Raw genomic sequence first — 16,863 nt, 5'->3', positions numbered from 1 at the left:
GGAAGTCTCGATGATGCAGGATCTTGGCGGGCGCTCGATCGCGCAGTTCTCGGTGTTGTTGCAATCCGGCACGCTCGACCCGCGCGATCTCGCCGAGTGGACGCTCGGACGGATCCGGGATCAAGCGGATCAGGCGATCTTCACGACCGTCACGCCGGAGCGGGCCATGCGCGAGGCCGAGGCATCGCACATACGACTTGCCTCTGGCCGTTCGCTTGGCCTTCTCGACGGGATCCCCGTCGCCTGGAAGGATCTTTTTGCGATCAAGGGACTGCCGACCACCGCCGGCTCGACGGTGCTGAAGAACGACCCGACCGCGACCGAGGACGCGGCCGTCGTCGCTGCTCTTGCCAGGGCCGGCATGGTCAGTGTCGGGCGCGTCAACATGAGCGAATTCGCCTTCTCTGGCCTCGGCCTTAATCCGCACTACGGCACACCGCGCAACCCGCGTTCGCAGGACGTCGCGCGCGTACCTGGCGGCTCGTCTTCCGGCTCCGGCGTGGCGGTTGCCGCGGGCCTGGTGTCGGTTTCGATCGGCACCGACACGGGTGGCTCGATCCGCATCCCTGCGGCGCTGAATGGCATCGTCGGTTACAAGGCGACGCGCGGCCGCTATTCGATGCAAGGCGTCTTTCCCTTGGCCAAGAGCCTCGATTCCCTTGGGCCGCTCTGCCGTACGGTGCAGGATGCCGTCTGGACCGACGCCGCGATGCGCGGACTTTCCGCATCGGAAGTGCGCAGGGGCAGTCTTGAGGGGCTGTCGATCGTCGTGCCGACCAGTGTCGTGTTCGATGGCGCGGAAGACGGTGTAGTGTCGGCCTTCGAAGACGCGCTTAAACGGCTCGAACGAGCAGGCGCCCGGATCCGCCGCCAGGCCTTCCCGGCTTTCATGCGCATCTTCGAGCTCATGGCTGCTCGCGGTCCCCTGGTGACGGCCGAGGCATTCGCCCTGCATCGCTCCAGGCTCGAAGGCACGGACGCTACGTCGATGGACAGGCGTGTCGTTGCACGTGCGCGGCTTGGGGAGAAGATCGCGCTCTCCGACTATATCGCGATCTTGGAGGCCCGCGACCGACTGATCGCCGAGGTCTCCGCGTCGATCGGCCCGAACGAGATCGTCGCCTATCCGACGGTCGCCCACGTGGCGCCCGTGACCGGACCACTCGAAGCGGATGACGCGCTGTTCGTGGAGACGAATGCCAGGACGCTGCGCAACACGTCGATCGGCAATTTCCTGGATTGGTGCGGTGTGTCGCTGCCGTGTGGCACCGGAGAGGCGGGTATGCCGGTCGGCCTGCTGCTTTCCTCTTTGCCACACCACGATACGCACTTGCTTTCCGTAGCGCTGGCCGCGGAAGACGTAATCACCGAGCTAAACCCGGTTCTTGGCATTACGGACCACGTCGAGTACGCTCATTTCGATACCGGCTGACACCGTTATCCAATCGGCATTCATCTTCAGGGTCACGCCGATCTCGATGTCCGGCCCTTCGTCCACACGAATGCGCATCTTCGGCTTCGCTGTATTGATGGCCTCGGCCCTCTCTGCTTTGTAGAATTCATTGACGATCAAGTACATCGTCTCGATGTTTTCGCCTCGGCACCACAATGCCCAGGCTCTATTGCCCGAAATAGCGCTGGCCATATGCGGCGTCTGCTCGCGGAACGCGCCTTCATTCCCCTCGTACTGCCACTGCGCAGACGCCGGCACGCAGGGCAGGGCCGGTGATAAACCAGTTCATGCAACGGCCTTCCGCCGCCCAATAGCGGCGCGTCAAATCGACATGCCGCCGCGCGAAGGCTTCGATTTCAGCCCCCGGAATCGGCTCGCAAGCCTTGTTCCAAAGCTCCACGACATAGGCGTTGAACTGATTCAGCCGCTCGGCCAAGTCGGCAAGCTCTGACCTTGCTCGCCAGTCGGGAAAGTGGGTGAGCGCGTGAAACTTCGGTTCGATGTCCTCCGCCGTCCGACGACATCGCCAAGGAACGGCGACGACGCTTGAGGAAACTCAGGCGCCATCCGCATCTGCGTCGTATGGTCATTGAGAAACTGCAGGCCTACTGGTCGCGAGAGCAGATCGCCGGCTGTCTGCTGGCGGATGGTCTCAGCCTTGTTCGGATCTGCAAAATGACGGTCTGCCGCTTCGTCTACGGCAAGGAGAATTACGGACTTCGCCTTTATTGCTGTTTGGCGGAGGCGCGCTGCAAGCGCCGCCCGCGCGGCTCCAGAAAGCCACGAAGCAGCGTATTTCCGGCCAGCCACAGGATATCGCAACGGCCTGATTTTATTGATACCTGAACCCCGCTCATCATTGCGCAGCTAGGCTCCTCCTCCTCGCGCCGTCATCAACGGCCGGTGCGGCAAACGCTGTTGGCGCGAAATGAGAAGAAGCTGGCGCCTCTTCGTGACATCGATCAATGGCTTCCGTCGATTCGGCTCGAAACGCGCGGGGGCTCGTTCGGCTGGTCCGGACATCTTCGGAGCGCCTTGGCGAGCCGCTTTCCGGGGGGGTCTTCGGCGCGGGCAGCTGGCGATCCAGAGCCAACATCAATGCTTGGGAGCTGAAGTCGAAGATGACGAAGCGATCTAAAGGGGAGCACGTGCTCCGATCCGCACTGCCAATAGCCCTGAGCCTTGTGCTCATCACCACGAGTGGAGCCTCTGCCGCTCAGGTTTCCGCGATCGCGTGCGACAACTACGCGAATAACTATGCACAGCATGCCAGCCGCCAAGGCCAGTTGCTCGGCGGCGCGGCCGCCGGATCCCTGGTTGGGCTTGGTATCGGCGCCGTCTTTGCCGCTACCGGCGCGGGGGCCGCCATCGGCGCTGCGGCCGGGCTCATTGGCGGCGGCGCCGTCAGGCAGAAGCGCGAGCAAGAAATCTACAACGCCGCGTACACGGACTGCATGTCTGGCCAGCAGCACTGAAATCACATTTAAAACGATCCACAAACGGAGTTCACAACATGAATCTCAGCACGACCCGCTCCTGCCTGGCAGTTACGTCGGTCCTCGCACTGCTCGCCCCGGGCGCGGCTTTCGCCGACGCGACGCTCGATCGCTCAGTCGATCAATTTACCTGCAAGCAGGTCATGGCCGAGCCGGCGGCGATGCGTGAAGCGACGATCGCTTTCATGCATGGCTATCTTCTCGGCAAGTCGAACTCGGTGACGTTCAACATCGAAACGCTCCTCAAGCGGACCGATGGTTTCATCGATTCCTGCCTCGACAATCCGACTGCAAAGGCCATCGATATCTTGGCGAAGTCGGGCAGCTGATCCTTCGCAGCCATTGAAGAGGTGCTTCTGCGATATCTGAGATTCGGGATGTTGCCAGCACCTAGACCCGCCAAGCCCTGATGGCTGGCGGCAGCGCACGGTGATGGGTCCGTCCCCGTCACCACACCACAGCATCTACTGCACAACTCAACCTACAATCCGGAGGCATATAAATGCGGAATTTTATGACGCTTATCGCAGCAACCGCAGTGGCGGTTTCGTTCGCGACAGCAGTTTGCGCGCAACAAAGTCCGCTTCCGCTGGCTAGCGACACGCTTATCAGATATGGGGACGACATCGAGGGCTGGACCGTCTACGCAAACAAGACACGGGGAGACTGCTTGATTGTAAGCTCATTCGGCCCGGGTTCGGTGCAAATGGGCGTAGCCGCAGACCAGTCGGTCGGGTATCTCGGCGTGTTCACACAGGTAGATATCGGTGTCCAGAATGGACTTAAGGAAATCTTCGTCGATATCGACGGCCATCTCTACAACGGCGTCGTAACCACCACGAATGGCCAACTAAAAGGTGGATATTCCGGCGGTTACATTTTGACAGACAACCCGGACTTTAAGCGCGACGTGGCGAAAAAATATACGATGACAGTGTTTCCGCAAACCGCGGGTGCCTTTGTCGTCGATCTGAGGGGGACCTACAAGGCAATGGCAGCGGGCCGCAAGTGCCTCGCCGAACAAACGCCAGGTTGACGGGTCTGACTGGGATGCCGTCAGGCGACAGTGCATCGACAGCGCTCCCGCCTGACGCCTTGCAGTTTTGGGGCTGTCCGCACAGCGCTGCCATCATATCCGCCGGGGGACGCCTCTTCCATCTGCTTAGCAGGCTCTGCGAGCGGACCCCTGTCATCATCACCACGAACCTGCGCTTCAACGAATGGGCCAGCGTCTTCGGCGATGACAAGATGACTGGTCTAATACACCGCACTCCCAATCAGGATAAATCTCATGAAATGCATCAAACCACTAGCGGCGGCCATCGTTGCCAGCCTGGCAATCTTGCTCGCGGCGATGAGCGCCACCGGCGCGGCCGCGGCTACATCGGCCGTCACGGTCACCGGGGTAAACATGCGCGCCGGCCCGGGCACCAGCTATCCCGCGGTTGTCACGCTTTCGTTTCTCTCCCGGATCGGTGGCGTCTGGTTGGGCCGATTATTGCGATGTCTGGTTTGTTCACCTTCGGTTGGACCGGGAGCGTTCTGGTCAGCATTATGACGGATTTCAGCAAATTCGATTTGTCCAGGGCACGACGGGAGCGAGTTGAACAGCAGGACTCGCAGCCATGACCAATGTTTATGGCGCGGTATTAGGCCACGCCGAGGTTTGAAACGCCCACGGCTGGCACGCCAGAGGACACTGTAAACCTGACGCTTTGGGTCACCATCATTGCCTTCAGGCGGCCTGAAGGCGGGCGGTATGCTTCCAGGTTCGCATGACTGCGGCTCGCAGTTCGGAATGCCAGGATGCGCATCACGGCCGTGCCGTCGAGCGCCACGGCATCGAACAATGCTCTGACTAGGCGTCGGGCGCTTGCCGAAGATTGCCGGCACTCTTTGCAAGGCGTCGCTAACGCCCATCGCCGGATCGTGTCGCTCAGTCCGACCGGCTGTCGGTCAGCGTCAGGCCGGTCGATAGGCGCGTGCCGATCAACTGGACGATCTGTGGGGACTCGGTATCCCTCCGGTGTGAACCGCCTTGCGAAGTTCAGCGCCTCCTGTGAGTCTGCGCTCTTAAGAGTGGACTTAAGAGTGCATTGAGCATGGGACATGCAGTTTTGCTGACGGGGCCGGAGCGGCGTCGGCGATGGTCGTTGGAAGATCGCGCCCAGATACTGGCCGAGGCTTTCGCGCCGAGTGCGGTGGTTTGCGAAGTCGCACGCCGCTTCGATGTTGCGACTGGGCTGATCTATACTTGGCGATGGCAAGCTTTGGCGCAGAAAGCCGGTCCGGCGTTCGTCCCGGCCAAGCTCGTTGACGTTCCGAACAATGGTGACGCGGGTGAGCCGGCCGTGTGCGTGGACTTCCCGAGTGGCGTGAAGGTGAGGATTGGCGCAGCAGCGCCATGCGAGCTGGCAGCCGCGGTCATGCGAGCACTCAAATGATCCCGATCAGTTCCGGGGTGCGGGTGTGGATCGCGAGCGGTCACTGCGACATGCGCAAGGGCATGCAGGGTCTGGCACTGCTGGTGCAGGAGGGCCTCGGCCGCGATCCGTTTAAGGGTGACGTCTTCGTCTTTCGCGGTCGCAGCGGCCGACTGATAAAGGCCCTTTGGCATGATGGGATCGGGCCTATCGCTGTATGCGAAGCGGCTCGTGTCAAGCGAACCGAAGAATTGACCCATTGCGAGCTTCACCCATCAGCATTCCGTCGAAATCGAGATTATCGAAAATGTCGCTGAAGCTCGCGTCGATATCGACCGTTGGAAGACCGAACTGGGCCGTCTTGCCGGAGAGAGCTGCGGCCCAGAAATAAGGCGTGACCCTGTAGGACCACCCGTCCTCGACTGCAGCCCCGACATGCGATGACGGTCCGGACAAGTCAGCTGCCATTGCCTGGCTGGAGAAGAGGGCCGCAGCAATGCAGATGGCCTTAAGAATGCTTTCATTGAATGCTCCGTTTCGCGCCTGCGCGGTTTCGATCAGTAACAAGGCGGATAGGGGTAGAAACCGCAGCGCGCGCGATCGTAGGCCGCAGCCGCTCCGGCTGCCGCACTTGCATACCAAGCCCCGCGATAGGCCGTACGTCGGGCAACGCCTGCATAGGACAGAGGAGTGAAAGGCATTCCGATGATGTCGATGAAGACCGAAGCGGAGCCATCGCCACCGTCAAGACTTCCCTCGAGGACATCGACGTCGAATGTCAGCTTCTCGCCGTCGAGCTTCGGAGTTTTCAGCGTAACCACGGCATCAACGACGGATGTGCCGTCCTTGCCAAGGACCGAGACCGTCGCGTTCGGGGAATCCTTTGCAAAGCTATCTGTGCCGGTTGCCCATTCCGCCAAGAGATGCGCCGTGAGCACATGCCCGGCAGCCCGGACCGGCCGATCGGCGAAAACGATGGAATTCGGAGAAACACCGGAAAGAACGAGCCGTCCGCCGACGAGCGTGGCGCCGTGCGAATTCAGCACAATCAGGGAGGGCTCCATCTGGGTCTTTGCGACGCCGATCTGCTTCGCGCCGGGGGCGGAAATAGCATCCTGAGCTTGTCCCGCACCGACGGAACCATAGAAGCCTCCGAGGGCTGCCATCAAAAACCGAGCGCACATCAATCGCATGGATGCCGGTCCTTCCGTCCGAAGAGTTGTCATCAAACCGATTGTCCACGCGCTCAGGGGAAACCCAGCTCTCGAAGATCAAAGCGACACGATCCGCTATCAATCGAACGAGGACGCGGTATGCGCACGTTCGCACAATCATATTCCGACGGGATCGCGAGCAACCTCATCCTCACTGCAGGTGAGTCCAATCACACGCTGGCAGTTGAGCCAAATCAATATTGCGACGCACGCGCCGAAACTTACCCTTTGGCGCCAAATCCGCTTAAAGCGCCGGAAATCTCCAACGCCACGGAGCGCCCCAGCAGGAGAACTTCGAGGTCGAGGTTTTCGGGGGCATAACAACGGTGCATTGGCGCAAAAGGGTAAGACGCTTGGGTGGCGCTGTTGCAGGATTACGCCGATCGTGAGCTTCGGGCCGGAAAAATGCCGTTGCGCTTCAGGATTGGCCGCCTGCCTCAGTAAGCAAGTGTCGCCGTTTACGCGCGTGGGGCTGAATGGCGGTTCCGGACCTGTGCCTCGAACCGGACGCCGAACCGACAGCTTTCGGGTAGATTTTTTAGAAGTGCTTGTTTACCGGCACCTCGTTTCAGGCGGCGGCGAACCACAGCTTATGACATAGAGGGTAGACGAAATGAAATCCGCAATCCGCATCGCTTCTCTCTCAATCGTCTCGAGCGTAATCTGCGTCTCGAACGTTCGCGGCGATGACGATGCACAGGATCTTGCAAAGAAACTGTCGAACCCGATCGCTTCATTGATCAGCGTTCCGTTTCAATTCAACTATGACTCCGGATATGGTCCTTCGGATGGTCATAAGGCCTACGTCAATATTCAGCCGGTCATCCCCTTTTCCCTTAACGAGGATTGGAACCTGATATCGCGCACCATCCTACCGGTTGCGTCGCAGACGGATATCACAGGTCCGACCGGTGACCAGTTCGGCCTGGGCGATATTACGCAAAGCCTGTTCTTCTCCCCCAAGGAACCCGGGGCCGGTGGCATCGTTTGGGGTGTCGGACCGGCTTTCCTTATCCCGACGGCGACCGATCCGATGCTCGGTACGGGCAAGTGGGGCGCCGGTCCAACCGGCGTCGCCCTCAAGCAGTTCGACGGGTGGACCGTGGGCATGCTCGCAAACCACATTTGGTCGTTCGCCGGCGAGAGCGACAGAGCGGATGTAAGCTCGACCTTCATGCAGCCTTTTGTGTCCTACACTACGCACGACGCCTGGACGTTTACTCTGAACACCGAAAGTAGCTTTAACTGGGAAGCCGACGAATGGTCGGTTCCGATCAACTTCACCGTTTCAAAAATCGTCAAAATCGATAAGGCTCCGGTCAGTCTTACGGCAGGCGTACGCTATTGGGCGCAGAGCCCCGAGGGCGGCCCTGAAGGCTGGGGGGTCAGAGCGGGCCTCACGCTTCTCTTCCCGAAATGAAGTGACGATCTCCCGAAAGATGAAACCGCATCGATCAATGTGAAGCATACTAAATGTCTACGCGAACAATCGGATTGCCACAGTTTTTATCAATTATATGAAATTATCCGCCCATGCGTTGGTGCTGGTTGTGTCGCGCTAGATGAACATGTATTACGGGTACTCACGACGCTAAATGCTTGGGGGAGCACATAGTCGCGGTTCCTGTCATTTCTAGCCATGTCCTCCATGGCCTGCCCGCCTTCGTACGCGACGAGATCGGCGAGAAAGCCCTGGCCCGCGCCAATCGAGCGGCTGGTTTCGACGCCGAGTTGATCGAGGGGCGAAATTTTTTCATTCCGCACCACGCGGTGGTGAGTTTTGTCGATGCGATCGTAAAGGCGGCGGGCGAACCCAATCTTGGTCTTCTGCTTGCTCCTACGATGAGTGTCGCCACATACGGCAGTTTCGGGCGCTACATTTTTGAGGCGGAAACTCTGGACAAGGCCATCAAACGCAGCATTGCCGCTCTCCACTATCATAGCACCCAGGATCGCCTTTTCGTTTCCACGTGCGGCGACGAGGTTCGATATAGCTATGGCTTTGCTTTGGCAGGTGCTCCAAGCTATGCGGCCGTCGCCGCCGCTGCAGCCGGGGAATTATTGAGCGTTTTTAAGGCATTTCTGCCGTCGAATTGGCGACCGGTTCGAGTGGAGCTCGACATTCCGAAGCCTTCGGGAACCTCTGTTTTTGAAGATGTCTTTCAATGCCCGGTGATTTTCAATGCTCCAACGGTGACTGTGGTCGCCGAACGTCATCGTCTAATGACTGCAACGAAGCGCACATTTTCTTCCATCGTAACGATAGCGGATGTCGCACGTGATCGGGCGGGCGGCGCCCCGCAAAGCATACTCGATGTCACGTTCGAGCAAATCCGTGCCCATCTTCTCGCCGGCAACATCATGATCGACGAGATCGCCCGGTCTATGGCCACGAGCGTGAGAACGCTTCAACGAGAGCTCAATGCAACCAATACCGATTTTCGGAGCCTGACAAACGCAGTGAGGGCCCAGCGCGCAATCGAACTTCTTGAATACAGCCGTCTGTCGATTACCAGCATTTCCGAGGATCTGGGTTATTCCTCCCCGGCGGGGTTCACCCGCGCCTTTCGAAAGGCCACGGGCTGGGGGCCGCGTGAATTCCGGGCGAAAAGGCCCGTCCCCGCGACGTCCTAGCAACGAGATCGAGGCGATATCAGGCATCATCGATGTAGTTAAAAAATCTGAGAAATTTCAAGTGCCTTCGAGACTGATCAATGCTTTCGGCGGCTCTCTTTTTCACGCCTACAGTTGTGACGACACCTTCTCGCTGGTGTCGCTGGTCTCGGCCGGCCTCGGCATTGGCTTTGCGCCGGAATGGACGAAGGATCTGCCGAACCGTGGTTTCGAGCTCAGGCCCGTCCGTGGCGTCGATCTCAAGATCGGGCTGGGTGTTGCCCGGAGCAAGGAAGATCCGACAGCGTCTCGCGACGACATCATCGACATTGCCCGGTCGCTGGCACGGCCGGGCAGGTGAGGGGAGGAGGGTGTCTGATCGCGACTGTTGGCACCCCTCACCCAAGCGGAGCGGCTTGATTTGCGTCTCTTCAATTGAGCACTTTCGGTGCTGCTTAACACCCATCAATAGGAGCGATTCGCCAAGCTCTATCGCATAGTCGCAGGCGCGGCTGACAAGAGTTTCCTTGCCGATGCCGCGCCGGCTCGTTCGGCTCGCTATTTCCCGAGCGATCGTGGGCTTCTCTGTTGCCGCAGAGCAATCCGGTTGTCATCAGGATCCAGGGCCGTCACCCGCACGCCATAGGCGTAGTCCTCGGGCTCAGGCTCGACGAACCTGATGCCGCGCGCCTTGAGCTCGGCGAAGTCTTTCCGAAGGTCGTCTGTTTCAACAAAGATCGTGCCCATTTTGTCCTCCTCGGAAGCTGCGCGGCCTCCCGTGCCGGGCCAAAGCAGGATCGGCCATCCCTGACCTCTATAGCTTATCACCAGGAAACGGCCCTCCGGCCCGGGGTTATCCGCCACCTTCTCGAACCCGAAGTTGCTCGTGTAGAAGTCGAGCGACTTTTCTTGATCTGTTACAAACAAGGCGGCGAACATGATTTTGCTGAACATAGTCATACCTCTCTGCTCCGTGCGAGCACCGGCGTTTGAATGAGACGACGCCACCGCCGGAAACGACCGCTGTCACATCCGCCAGGTTTCGTTCGTCATGCTCATGACGGAGCCAACGAAGGAAATGTGACCGATGGAAGCAAAAAAGATCTCGCTCGAACAGTTCGAGACCAATCGCCCCCGACTGCGCGCGGTTGCCTGCCGCATGCTCGGTTCGTTGAACGAGGCAGAGGACGCGGTGCAAGAAACGTGGCTGCGCCTATCCCAGACGGAGGCAGGGGACATCTCGAACCCGGGCGGTTGGCTAACCACGGTCACAGCTCGAATCTGCCTCGATATTCTGCGATCACGCAAGGCGCGGCGTGAGGAACCACTCGACAAAATCGATGCTGATCCTATCGGCACACGCGAAGCTGGCAGAAGTCCGGAGGATCAGATATCCGCAGCGGATTCTGTTGGCCTAGCTCTGTTTGTGGTTCTCGAGAAGCTCGCCCCGGCTGAGCGGGTCGCGTTTGTGCTGCACGATGTATTTGCCGTACCGTACGGTGAGATTGCTCCCATTGTCGGCCGTTCCACGGAAGCAACTCGCCAGCTCGCAAGCCGGGCCCGTCGTTGCGTACGGGGTTCACCCATAGCGTCCAACGCCAATCGCGCCAAGCAACGGCGTCTTGTCGAAGCCTTTCTCGCCGCTGCGCAAAACGGCGACTTCGATGCACTTGTTGCGGTGCTTGATCCGGACGTCGCTTTCCGGGCTGACAATGAAGCTATGCGCCAAGGTTCAGTTCCTGAGATCCGCGGCGCAGTGGCGGTGGCAGAGGCTTTTAAAGGTCGCGCGCGTAGTGCATTGCCGGTGTTTGTGGATGGGGGTTTTGGCCTCGTCATAGCTCCCAACGAACGCCAGCGCATCGTCCTCCGTCTCTCGTGCAACAATGAAAGGATCACTGGGATTTGGGCGATCGCAGATCCGGAGAGCGTCGCACGGCTCGAACTGGCACTGCTGCCGGATTGAAGCGGCTGCAAGCGTCCACGCCCTTCGTTCAGGGCAGACCGTGCCATGCCGTGCGAAGGCGCTGCTCCAACAGCCGTTAACTCCCGGAATCGGCCCTTTCCACGGATAGTTGATGCGGCTTGATCGTTCGTCCGCCCTCTTCAGGGCGAGTCCTGCGGCACTGGCGAAGGCACGCCAAGTCGTATCGCCTTCGAGAAGTTCGGCGACAATCCGTCCTCCCGCGCACGCTGGTCGATATGACTGGCATTTCTGAGTTCTGCGAGTGACACTGACGTATCCACCGCCCCCCGATCATAAGCGTAGTTGGGAAGATACCCGTTGACGATGAGACGCCAGTCGAACGGGACCGTGTCTCCTACAACGCGCATCATCTTGACGACCGTGGTCGTGCAGTTGGTCGTAAGAGAGTTGTAGAATTGGGGCGTTCTAGCAAGCGCATTGGCGTCTGCAACATACTCGCGCAGAAGCGCACGTGCTTGGTCAGGCGACGCTTTCAGGCGATAGATTTGAACATCCTCGCCGCGGAAGTTTGAACGGACGCCCACCACGTCCCGTTCGTCAGCTGCGATGATGACCAGAGGATTGCTCTTGAACAAATCTGCAAGCGGCGAGAACGCGCCGCCGGCCCGCCGACGGACTTCGATCGACCACGGGAGTTGCTCGCCGTCCTCAAATCCGAAACTGAAGATGACGTGGGCGATCTCTGGCCCCGCCCAGTAGGACATGAACAGATCGACCGTTTTGAGCTTCCTCGTGTCGTAGGTCCGCGTGGTCCACTGCTCGACGAATTCCGTGCTGCTGTGCCATTCGAAGTTCCGAACATTGGTCAGTGTCAGCAGGTCGCCGTCAAATTTGCCTGTGACCTGTCGTGCGACATCGGGTGCCCAGGATGCGTTTTCGGCGGGTTTGATCGTCCGCCACCACATCAAGACAACCGCGAACGCAACTGCGAATGCCAGGAGGGCTTTGAAACGCCAGCGGCCAAACAGCGCGGCGACCGTCAAAAGCCCGACAAGCGCAAATAGCCCGGCGACAAAGCCTCTTGTGACCTCCGAAACGGGAAGGCGGTACCACAATGCAAGCGAAGCCCATGCAGCGGCCAAGACGAGTAGAATTGCCGGTGGAAGGGTTAGAACGGCCAGGGACCAGCGGCTCCAGCCACTCTTTTGCGTGTTTGCCCCAGGACCGCTCAATACTTGATGTCCCGCGCTGTCTGTCGGCCGGTTTGTTTGGTCTGTCGCTTATCCTGGCGGCACGCTGCGTTGCTCGTTTCATTCGCCGCGCGACAATCCTGCTTTGTCTCGCGCGCACCCTGTCGCGTCTCTTGCTTGACGTCACGTCCGGCACGACGTTGTTGTGCCTGGTCCGTCGCCCACGAGATATTAGGCAGACTTGACGGGAACATTCCAACCAACAAGGGGCTAAACAGGGGGGTCATTTTGCTCATGTCCGACTCCTCTCGTTAAATTCAAGTACTCGATTGGCCCATTTCATGAGCAGCTTAACTGCCGCAGGATTTCCCCAAAGCTGCTCCTCGTCGGCATAATGCCGGATATACGGAGTTACTGAAGTACGTAACAGTTACGTTCTGCACAGCCGCGTTTCAGCTGCATCAAGGTGCTGAATGATGGTCGTAAGCTGCCGTCACTCTTCGAAGCCCACCTCGTGAAGGTAACGCGCACAAGCAAGATTTTGCCCGAACACCGACAGCGAGAGTTTATACGGCTCCCGCCAGCAGAAAATCGTCTGGGATTGAACCCTTGCATGTCCGACGCGAAGTTGCTGGCTAACCCGTCGGTCAATCAACATCGAACAGTTCTGTTTGGTGGGCCCGGACAGGACTCGAGCCTGCATTGCCCGATTGCCGCACCAATCACAAACCACACCTTGCGCGAGTAAAACGTGTCGTGCTCCCGTAGGTTACAGTTACGTACCTTGCGCCTTCTCTGCCAGCGCTCACGATGATGGAAAAGCAGCGGGATTTGGCGGCGTCCTTCCCTGAGGATCAGGCCTCTCACAAACGGATAGACCAAATGGGAAAGGGTGTTGAATTCGTAACGAGCTACTTCAACACGAGCGCCCAGGCGATTGAGGAACTCGCCGCCCAATGTGAGGCCTTCCGCGACCTCTGTGACGATTTCGCCTTAGCCAACGAGGAGAAGGAACGATGGCGGCGCTCCACATCTTCCGGTCGGCAACAGCGGATCGCCGAGTATCAGGAACTCATAGACAGCATCCTTATCGACATCGAGCGGGAACTGGAAAGGTTCGGCAAGGGGCCTTTCGCAAAGCCATACTAATCCGAGAAACCATCTTTCAGATCACGCGACAGGAGGCAGTTGGATGATGAACGCGCAGAGTGGTCGACCGATTCCGGCCATTTCGTGTCAGCTGACAATAGGTGCGCACTGATAATCAATCTGGGGCTCCTGCAATAGGGCCAACCGGGACAAGACGGGAGTGATACAGATGAACAAATTATCCGGAATATGCCTCGTCGCTCTGGCGGCGGGCCTGCTATCCACGGCGCCAACGTTCGCACAGGACGCCATGTCAGCGCCGGCGCAGAAGACGATCGGCGCGACAAAATCGCAAATGGTACCGTCTCTTGCCGTTCTCAATTCTGCGGGAGCAAAACTCGAAAACGGCAAGCTCACTATGTCCGGCGTCACCGCCAATTCGATCGTCTTCGCCGATCGGCCGGTGCGATCTGCAGGTCACGTCCTGACCTCCGAGTTCATCAAGCAATGGGGTGAGGGAACGGACAGCTTCGCCAAGGACCCTCCTAATGCAACAATTTCAGTCCTGAGTAGCAAAGGCGATTCGGTCGCCGATGCCGTGGTCGTCTTGAAGACGCCCAAGCTCGAGGGCGACAATCTGACTTTCGACGTTGCCATCCTGGAAGGTGATCTGGCTGGGGCGGACGGCCCGGCATCGCTGTTTATCGACTGGTTTGCTGCTCGAGGCCCGTATGGCGGGGTAGCGGTTGGTGGTCGTGCCCCGGTCTGGCGCGGGGGGTGGTATGCGCACCCGGGAGCCTATTACGGTGCAGGCGTAGTGGCCGGGGCTGCGATCGGCGCGGCGGCTGCCGAGCGTCGCTACTACGCTCCTGCGGCCTGTGGCTACTATCCCCAGCCGCCCTGCTACTAGGAGCGCGCGTTGCGGCATGAGCCAACACCAATCGTATACAAGGGAATGGCTTCGCGAGATCCGCGCCTTTGCATGCCTTGGCAGGGCCATTCTTGCCTGACGCGCCGGTATTAGAACCTGCGACGAAGAAAGGCTGCGAGGCTCGATCCATGAGAGGACACGAGAGGCGCGCATGAGCAGCCTTCCGGCATAGGGGCACACGCGACTTCCGACGCAAAGGCATGGTTCGCGAGGGCGGTCATCTTTCGACCACCACCCCGGGGCCGTATTTGCACCGCCTCAACAAAATATAGCCATCCGGCGCCGTTCCGGCCCGTGCGGTCGTGACGGGACAGGCCGGTAACCCCGCGTTTCGTTGCCGCTTGGGCCACGAGCGCAACCCAAGAGAGGAGCATGACAATGAAACGCATTGCAATGTTTTCCGTGATCGCCGCCCTGTCCGCCTTGAGCTTTGGCGGAATAGCTTATGCTCAGGCCGAAATGAACTGGCCGGCCAATATCGAAAAGTCGGTGAGTGAATTCAAGGGCGATAAAGTCAACGTCGTTCAGATCAGCACGCTGGCAGAACAGAATCAGACCCGCTTGTGGGTGGAAAACGCGACGCCGGAACAACGTAAAGCCCTGGTCACGGCGATCGAAGCCAACAAGCCGCTTGCGGAACAGTTGAAGGCGCAAAATGTCGAGATAGAAAATATCGGCGGCGCCGAACAGGCCACCGACGGCGGACTGACGATCTACGTTCGCTAAGCGTCCCATGCCGATGAAGCGGGATACGGAACATAGCGCGTCCCGCTTCATTCTCATTCCATAAGCAATTTCCGCGCTAATCCTCCGACGCTCCACATTTATCGGCCTAAGGATTGCACGGACATGCAGGGCCGCCGACACCGACGCCACTGCCGCTAGATGCTATGCGGAATGCCAATGGCAACCTGATCCCGTGTCGATGCCGAGGCGGTCGGATATAAGATTAAAAGCGATAAGCCTAGAATTTTACGGTGAGCCCGAGGATTGGGCCCTGCTGGACCGTATCAAACAGGAAGCCATCGTCATCGTAGTCGACACCCAGTGCACGATAGCCGGCGATCGCCGATATTCGATCGTTGAACTCATAGCCGATGCCCAGCGCGACATCCCAATCGATGTCGGCGCCGCCTCCACCCACCAGTCCCCATCCCGTCAGATATACTTGCGGGGTCAGGGAATATTTGCCGCGCAATCCGACTATGCCATCAAGCCAGGTGGCATCATCGTTCCGTTCAATGCCGCCCAGAATGCCACCGTTGAAGCGGATCGTGGTTTCAACCGACCAGATCCGAACCCCGCCAACGAGGTCCAAATGCCCCTGCGGCGCATCGATGACTGCGTATCCAACGCCCAATAGGCCGGAGAATGTCTGCGAAGTCACATCGACGCCGGTTGCCAGGATCCCGTCGGGCGTGTCGCCGTCGGCTCCAAGCTTCGTGTACATAATGTCGCCGATAACGCTAAAGGGACCGTTGCGAGCCTCGCCTGCAGCCATAAAGGCGAAATCGAGATTGCTGAGAATGTCCCCGAAGTCTGCATCCATTTCCACCGTCGGCAGCCCGAACTGCTTCGTTTCACCGGACAGCCCTGCCATCCAAAAATACGGTGCAACGGAAAACGACCATCCGCTCGGGCCTTCGACCGTTTGCTGACCTTTCGTGAGAAGAGGGGAAACGTCGGCGGCAAGCGCGTTCCCGCCAACCATTGTCACGATTGCTGCCGCCAGGCCGAGATTGATATAGCAGTTCATAGGCTGATCCTCATTTTTCGTGCGAGCGACATGTGGGAGCGCGCTCCAAGCTCTGATTTGAAACACACTCCTTGGCGGCGTTCGCTGGCTTGCTGCCCGACGGGCCGGCTAACTCGTTCACATGGTGAGCGTAGTTTTCGCGTGTCGCTTGATCGACAGCGGCAACCGGTGCAGCGAGGATCAGGCCCGCAGCGCTGCCCGCTGCTGCCGCCACCCCGGTCGTTCCAGCGATAAGATGATCCCCAAGACCCATCTTGCTGTCGGTCAACGTCTGGCCCTCTGATATCCGGGCGCCGATTAGCTGGACCACCTGCGGCGATTCTGCGAACTTGCCATGGTGCATGCTATCCCCGGCCTTCACCTTGGTCAGATCAATGACGGTGATGTCATGGTCCGCCAACTCTTGCTTATAAGGGGCCTGCTCCGGATCGATCGATCCCAGCCGGGGGATGTCCCCCCAAACCCTGCGCGAGAAAGCGAGCGCCCGGTCGTCCTGCGATACGAAGAGGGTGAACCGCGGGTGCTGATTGCCCATGTCTTCGATCTGTGAGCGGAACACATCGACGTCGACGTCAGGCGCCGCGAGCATCACGTTTTTGAACTTTGCCGGTAGGCGTCCATTACGGATGGCCATTTGGCGAAGCGCCTCCAATGTCAGCCAGTTCCCCATGGAATGCGCAAGGATTGAGACGTCTTTCACCTGCTTATCCGCAGCCAGATATTGGAACAGCGATTCCAGCGCATTGCGGGTATAGTTGGTGCTTTCACGGTCAT

Annotated in this window: 21 protein-coding genes and 4 pseudogenes; 16 read left to right on the top strand and 9 right to left on the bottom strand. The window is 59.1% G+C overall.

Going from position 1 to position 16,863, the window contains the following annotated elements:
- Positions 1-10 precede the first annotated feature (10 nt).
- Positions 11-1,432 (top strand): amidase, encoded by a 1,422-nt coding sequence (locus ACQ5BM_RS17600; RefSeq protein ID WP_429813734.1) that lies wholly within the window; start codon positions 11-13, stop codon positions 1,430-1,432.
- On the opposite strand, the gene ACQ5BM_RS17595 is transcribed toward ACQ5BM_RS17600, so the two are convergent.
- Positions 1,373-1,645, bottom strand: a complete 273-nt coding sequence (locus tag ACQ5BM_RS17595; RefSeq protein ID WP_429813732.1) for a hypothetical protein — start codon at positions 1,643-1,645, stop codon at positions 1,373-1,375. The genes ACQ5BM_RS17600 and ACQ5BM_RS17595 overlap by 60 nt on opposite strands.
- Before the next feature lie 28 nt (positions 1,646-1,673).
- Positions 1,674-1,889, bottom strand: a complete 216-nt coding sequence (locus tag ACQ5BM_RS17590) for a hypothetical protein (protein WP_429813729.1) — start codon at positions 1,887-1,889, stop codon at positions 1,674-1,676.
- Positions 1,890-1,966: 77 nt separating this feature from the next.
- Here ACQ5BM_RS17590 and ACQ5BM_RS17585 point away from each other — a divergent pair.
- From ACQ5BM_RS17585 to tnpB, 8 genes and pseudogenes are all read left to right on the top strand, one after another.
- Positions 1,967-2,290: pseudogene (locus ACQ5BM_RS17585) on the top strand (IS30 family transposase); the annotation flags it as partial.
- 128 nt (positions 2,291-2,418) lie between these two features.
- The gene (locus tag ACQ5BM_RS17580; protein ID WP_429813727.1) at positions 2,419-2,928 is read left to right on the top strand and encodes a hypothetical protein; all 510 of its coding nucleotides are present in this window, start codon (positions 2,419-2,421) and stop codon (positions 2,926-2,928) included.
- A gap of 38 nt (positions 2,929-2,966) precedes the next feature.
- The gene (locus ACQ5BM_RS17575; RefSeq protein ID WP_429813725.1) at positions 2,967-3,278 is read left to right on the top strand and encodes an HdeA/HdeB family chaperone; all 312 of its coding nucleotides are present in this window, start codon (positions 2,967-2,969) and stop codon (positions 3,276-3,278) included.
- Between the two features lie 173 nt (positions 3,279-3,451).
- Positions 3,452-3,985 carry a hypothetical protein gene (locus ACQ5BM_RS17570; protein ID WP_429813723.1) on the top strand — a complete coding sequence of 178 codons (534 nt, stop codon included), beginning with the start codon at positions 3,452-3,454 and terminating at the stop codon, positions 3,983-3,985.
- Positions 3,986-3,999: 14 nt separating this feature from the next.
- A pseudogene (locus ACQ5BM_RS17565) lies at positions 4,000-4,194 on the top strand (ATP-binding protein); the annotation flags it as partial.
- 213 nt (positions 4,195-4,407) lie between these two features.
- Positions 4,408-4,578: pseudogene (locus tag ACQ5BM_RS17560) on the top strand (two pore domain potassium channel family protein); the annotation flags it as partial.
- 473 nt (positions 4,579-5,051) lie between these two features.
- The gene (gene tnpA, locus ACQ5BM_RS17555; RefSeq protein ID WP_429813721.1) at positions 5,052-5,393 is read left to right on the top strand and encodes an IS66-like element accessory protein TnpA; all 342 of its coding nucleotides are present in this window, start codon (positions 5,052-5,054) and stop codon (positions 5,391-5,393) included.
- The gene (gene tnpB / locus ACQ5BM_RS17550; RefSeq protein WP_429813718.1) at positions 5,354-5,689 is read left to right on the top strand and encodes an IS66 family insertion sequence element accessory protein TnpB; all 336 of its coding nucleotides are present in this window, start codon (positions 5,354-5,356) and stop codon (positions 5,687-5,689) included. The genes tnpA and tnpB overlap by 40 nt, the downstream gene beginning before the upstream one ends.
- On the opposite strand, the gene ACQ5BM_RS17545 is transcribed toward tnpB, so the two are convergent.
- Together ACQ5BM_RS17545 and ACQ5BM_RS17540 are read right to left on the bottom strand one after the other, a co-directional pair.
- Positions 5,607-5,939: a hypothetical protein gene (locus tag ACQ5BM_RS17545; protein ID WP_429814481.1), complete on the bottom strand. Its 333-nt coding sequence runs from the start codon at positions 5,937-5,939 to the stop codon at positions 5,607-5,609. The two genes, tnpB and ACQ5BM_RS17545, sit on opposite strands and share 83 nt — an antisense overlap.
- Positions 5,930-6,538, bottom strand: a complete 609-nt coding sequence (locus ACQ5BM_RS17540; protein ID WP_429813715.1) for a hypothetical protein — start codon at positions 6,536-6,538, stop codon at positions 5,930-5,932. Before ACQ5BM_RS17540 ends, ACQ5BM_RS17545 begins: the two co-directional genes overlap by 10 nt.
- Before the next feature lie 661 nt (positions 6,539-7,199).
- Here ACQ5BM_RS17540 and ACQ5BM_RS17535 point away from each other — a divergent pair.
- From ACQ5BM_RS17535 to ACQ5BM_RS17525, 3 genes and pseudogenes are all read left to right on the top strand, one after another.
- The gene (locus ACQ5BM_RS17535) at positions 7,200-8,006 is read left to right on the top strand and encodes a transporter (protein WP_429813712.1); all 807 of its coding nucleotides are present in this window, start codon (positions 7,200-7,202) and stop codon (positions 8,004-8,006) included.
- Between the two features lie 179 nt (positions 8,007-8,185).
- Complete coding sequence (locus ACQ5BM_RS17530) at positions 8,186-9,220, top strand: AraC family transcriptional regulator ligand-binding domain-containing protein (RefSeq protein WP_429813710.1); 1,035 nt, start codon at positions 8,186-8,188, stop codon at positions 9,218-9,220.
- A 106-nt stretch (positions 9,221-9,326) separates the two neighbouring features.
- Positions 9,327-9,560 (top strand): annotated as a pseudogene (locus tag ACQ5BM_RS17525) (LysR substrate-binding domain-containing protein); the annotation flags it as partial.
- A 197-nt stretch (positions 9,561-9,757) separates the two neighbouring features.
- Here ACQ5BM_RS17525 and ACQ5BM_RS17520 read toward each other — a convergent pair.
- On the bottom strand, positions 9,758-10,159 hold the full coding sequence (locus ACQ5BM_RS17520; RefSeq protein ID WP_429813707.1) for a VOC family protein: 402 nt from the start codon (positions 10,157-10,159) through the stop codon (positions 9,758-9,760).
- Positions 10,160-10,286: 127 nt separating this feature from the next.
- Between ACQ5BM_RS17520 and ACQ5BM_RS17515 the strand changes: the two genes are divergently transcribed.
- Positions 10,287-11,162: a sigma-70 family RNA polymerase sigma factor gene (locus ACQ5BM_RS17515; protein ID WP_429813704.1), complete on the top strand. Its 876-nt coding sequence runs from the start codon at positions 10,287-10,289 to the stop codon at positions 11,160-11,162.
- A gap of 140 nt (positions 11,163-11,302) precedes the next feature.
- Here the strand turns inward: ACQ5BM_RS17515 and ACQ5BM_RS17510 are convergent, their stop codons facing one another.
- Positions 11,303-12,304 carry a DUF4105 domain-containing protein gene (locus ACQ5BM_RS17510; protein ID WP_429814445.1) on the bottom strand — a complete coding sequence of 334 codons (1,002 nt, stop codon included), beginning with the start codon at positions 12,302-12,304 and terminating at the stop codon, positions 11,303-11,305.
- Positions 12,305-12,351: 47 nt separating this feature from the next.
- Positions 12,352-12,609, bottom strand: a complete 258-nt coding sequence (locus tag ACQ5BM_RS17505; RefSeq protein WP_429813701.1) for a hypothetical protein — start codon at positions 12,607-12,609, stop codon at positions 12,352-12,354.
- Positions 12,610-13,123: 514 nt separating this feature from the next.
- Here ACQ5BM_RS17505 and ACQ5BM_RS17500 point away from each other — a divergent pair.
- The 3 genes from ACQ5BM_RS17500 to ACQ5BM_RS17490 all read left to right on the top strand — a co-directional run bounded on the left by ACQ5BM_RS17500 (position 13,124) and on the right by ACQ5BM_RS17490 (position 15,059).
- Positions 13,124-13,462 (top strand): hypothetical protein, encoded by a 339-nt coding sequence (locus ACQ5BM_RS17500; RefSeq protein ID WP_429813698.1) that lies wholly within the window; start codon positions 13,124-13,126, stop codon positions 13,460-13,462.
- A gap of 169 nt (positions 13,463-13,631) precedes the next feature.
- A complete protein-coding gene (locus ACQ5BM_RS17495) occupies positions 13,632-14,312 on the top strand; it encodes a hypothetical protein (protein ID WP_429813695.1) in 681 nt (226 codons plus the stop codon).
- Positions 14,313-14,711: 399 nt separating this feature from the next.
- Entirely contained in the window at positions 14,712-15,059 is a 348-nt protein-coding gene (locus tag ACQ5BM_RS17490) for a hypothetical protein (protein ID WP_429813692.1), read from the top strand.
- A 238-nt stretch (positions 15,060-15,297) separates the two neighbouring features.
- Here ACQ5BM_RS17490 and ACQ5BM_RS17485 read toward each other — a convergent pair whose 3' ends face one another.
- Both ACQ5BM_RS17485 and ACQ5BM_RS17480 read right to left on the bottom strand, forming a co-directional pair.
- Complete coding sequence (locus ACQ5BM_RS17485; protein WP_429814442.1) at positions 15,298-16,044, bottom strand: hypothetical protein; 747 nt, start codon at positions 16,042-16,044, stop codon at positions 15,298-15,300.
- A 55-nt stretch (positions 16,045-16,099) separates the two neighbouring features.
- On the bottom strand, positions 16,100-16,863 hold a 764-nt coding region (locus tag ACQ5BM_RS17480; protein ID WP_429813689.1), incomplete at its 5' end, for an alpha/beta hydrolase.

The organism is Ensifer sp. B1-9, from assembly GCF_050474445.1.
Classification (GTDB): domain Bacteria; phylum Pseudomonadota; class Alphaproteobacteria; order Rhizobiales; family Rhizobiaceae; genus Ensifer.
The sequence above is the reverse complement of the archived record's forward strand: the minus strand, read 5'-3'. Positions and strand labels throughout refer to the sequence as shown.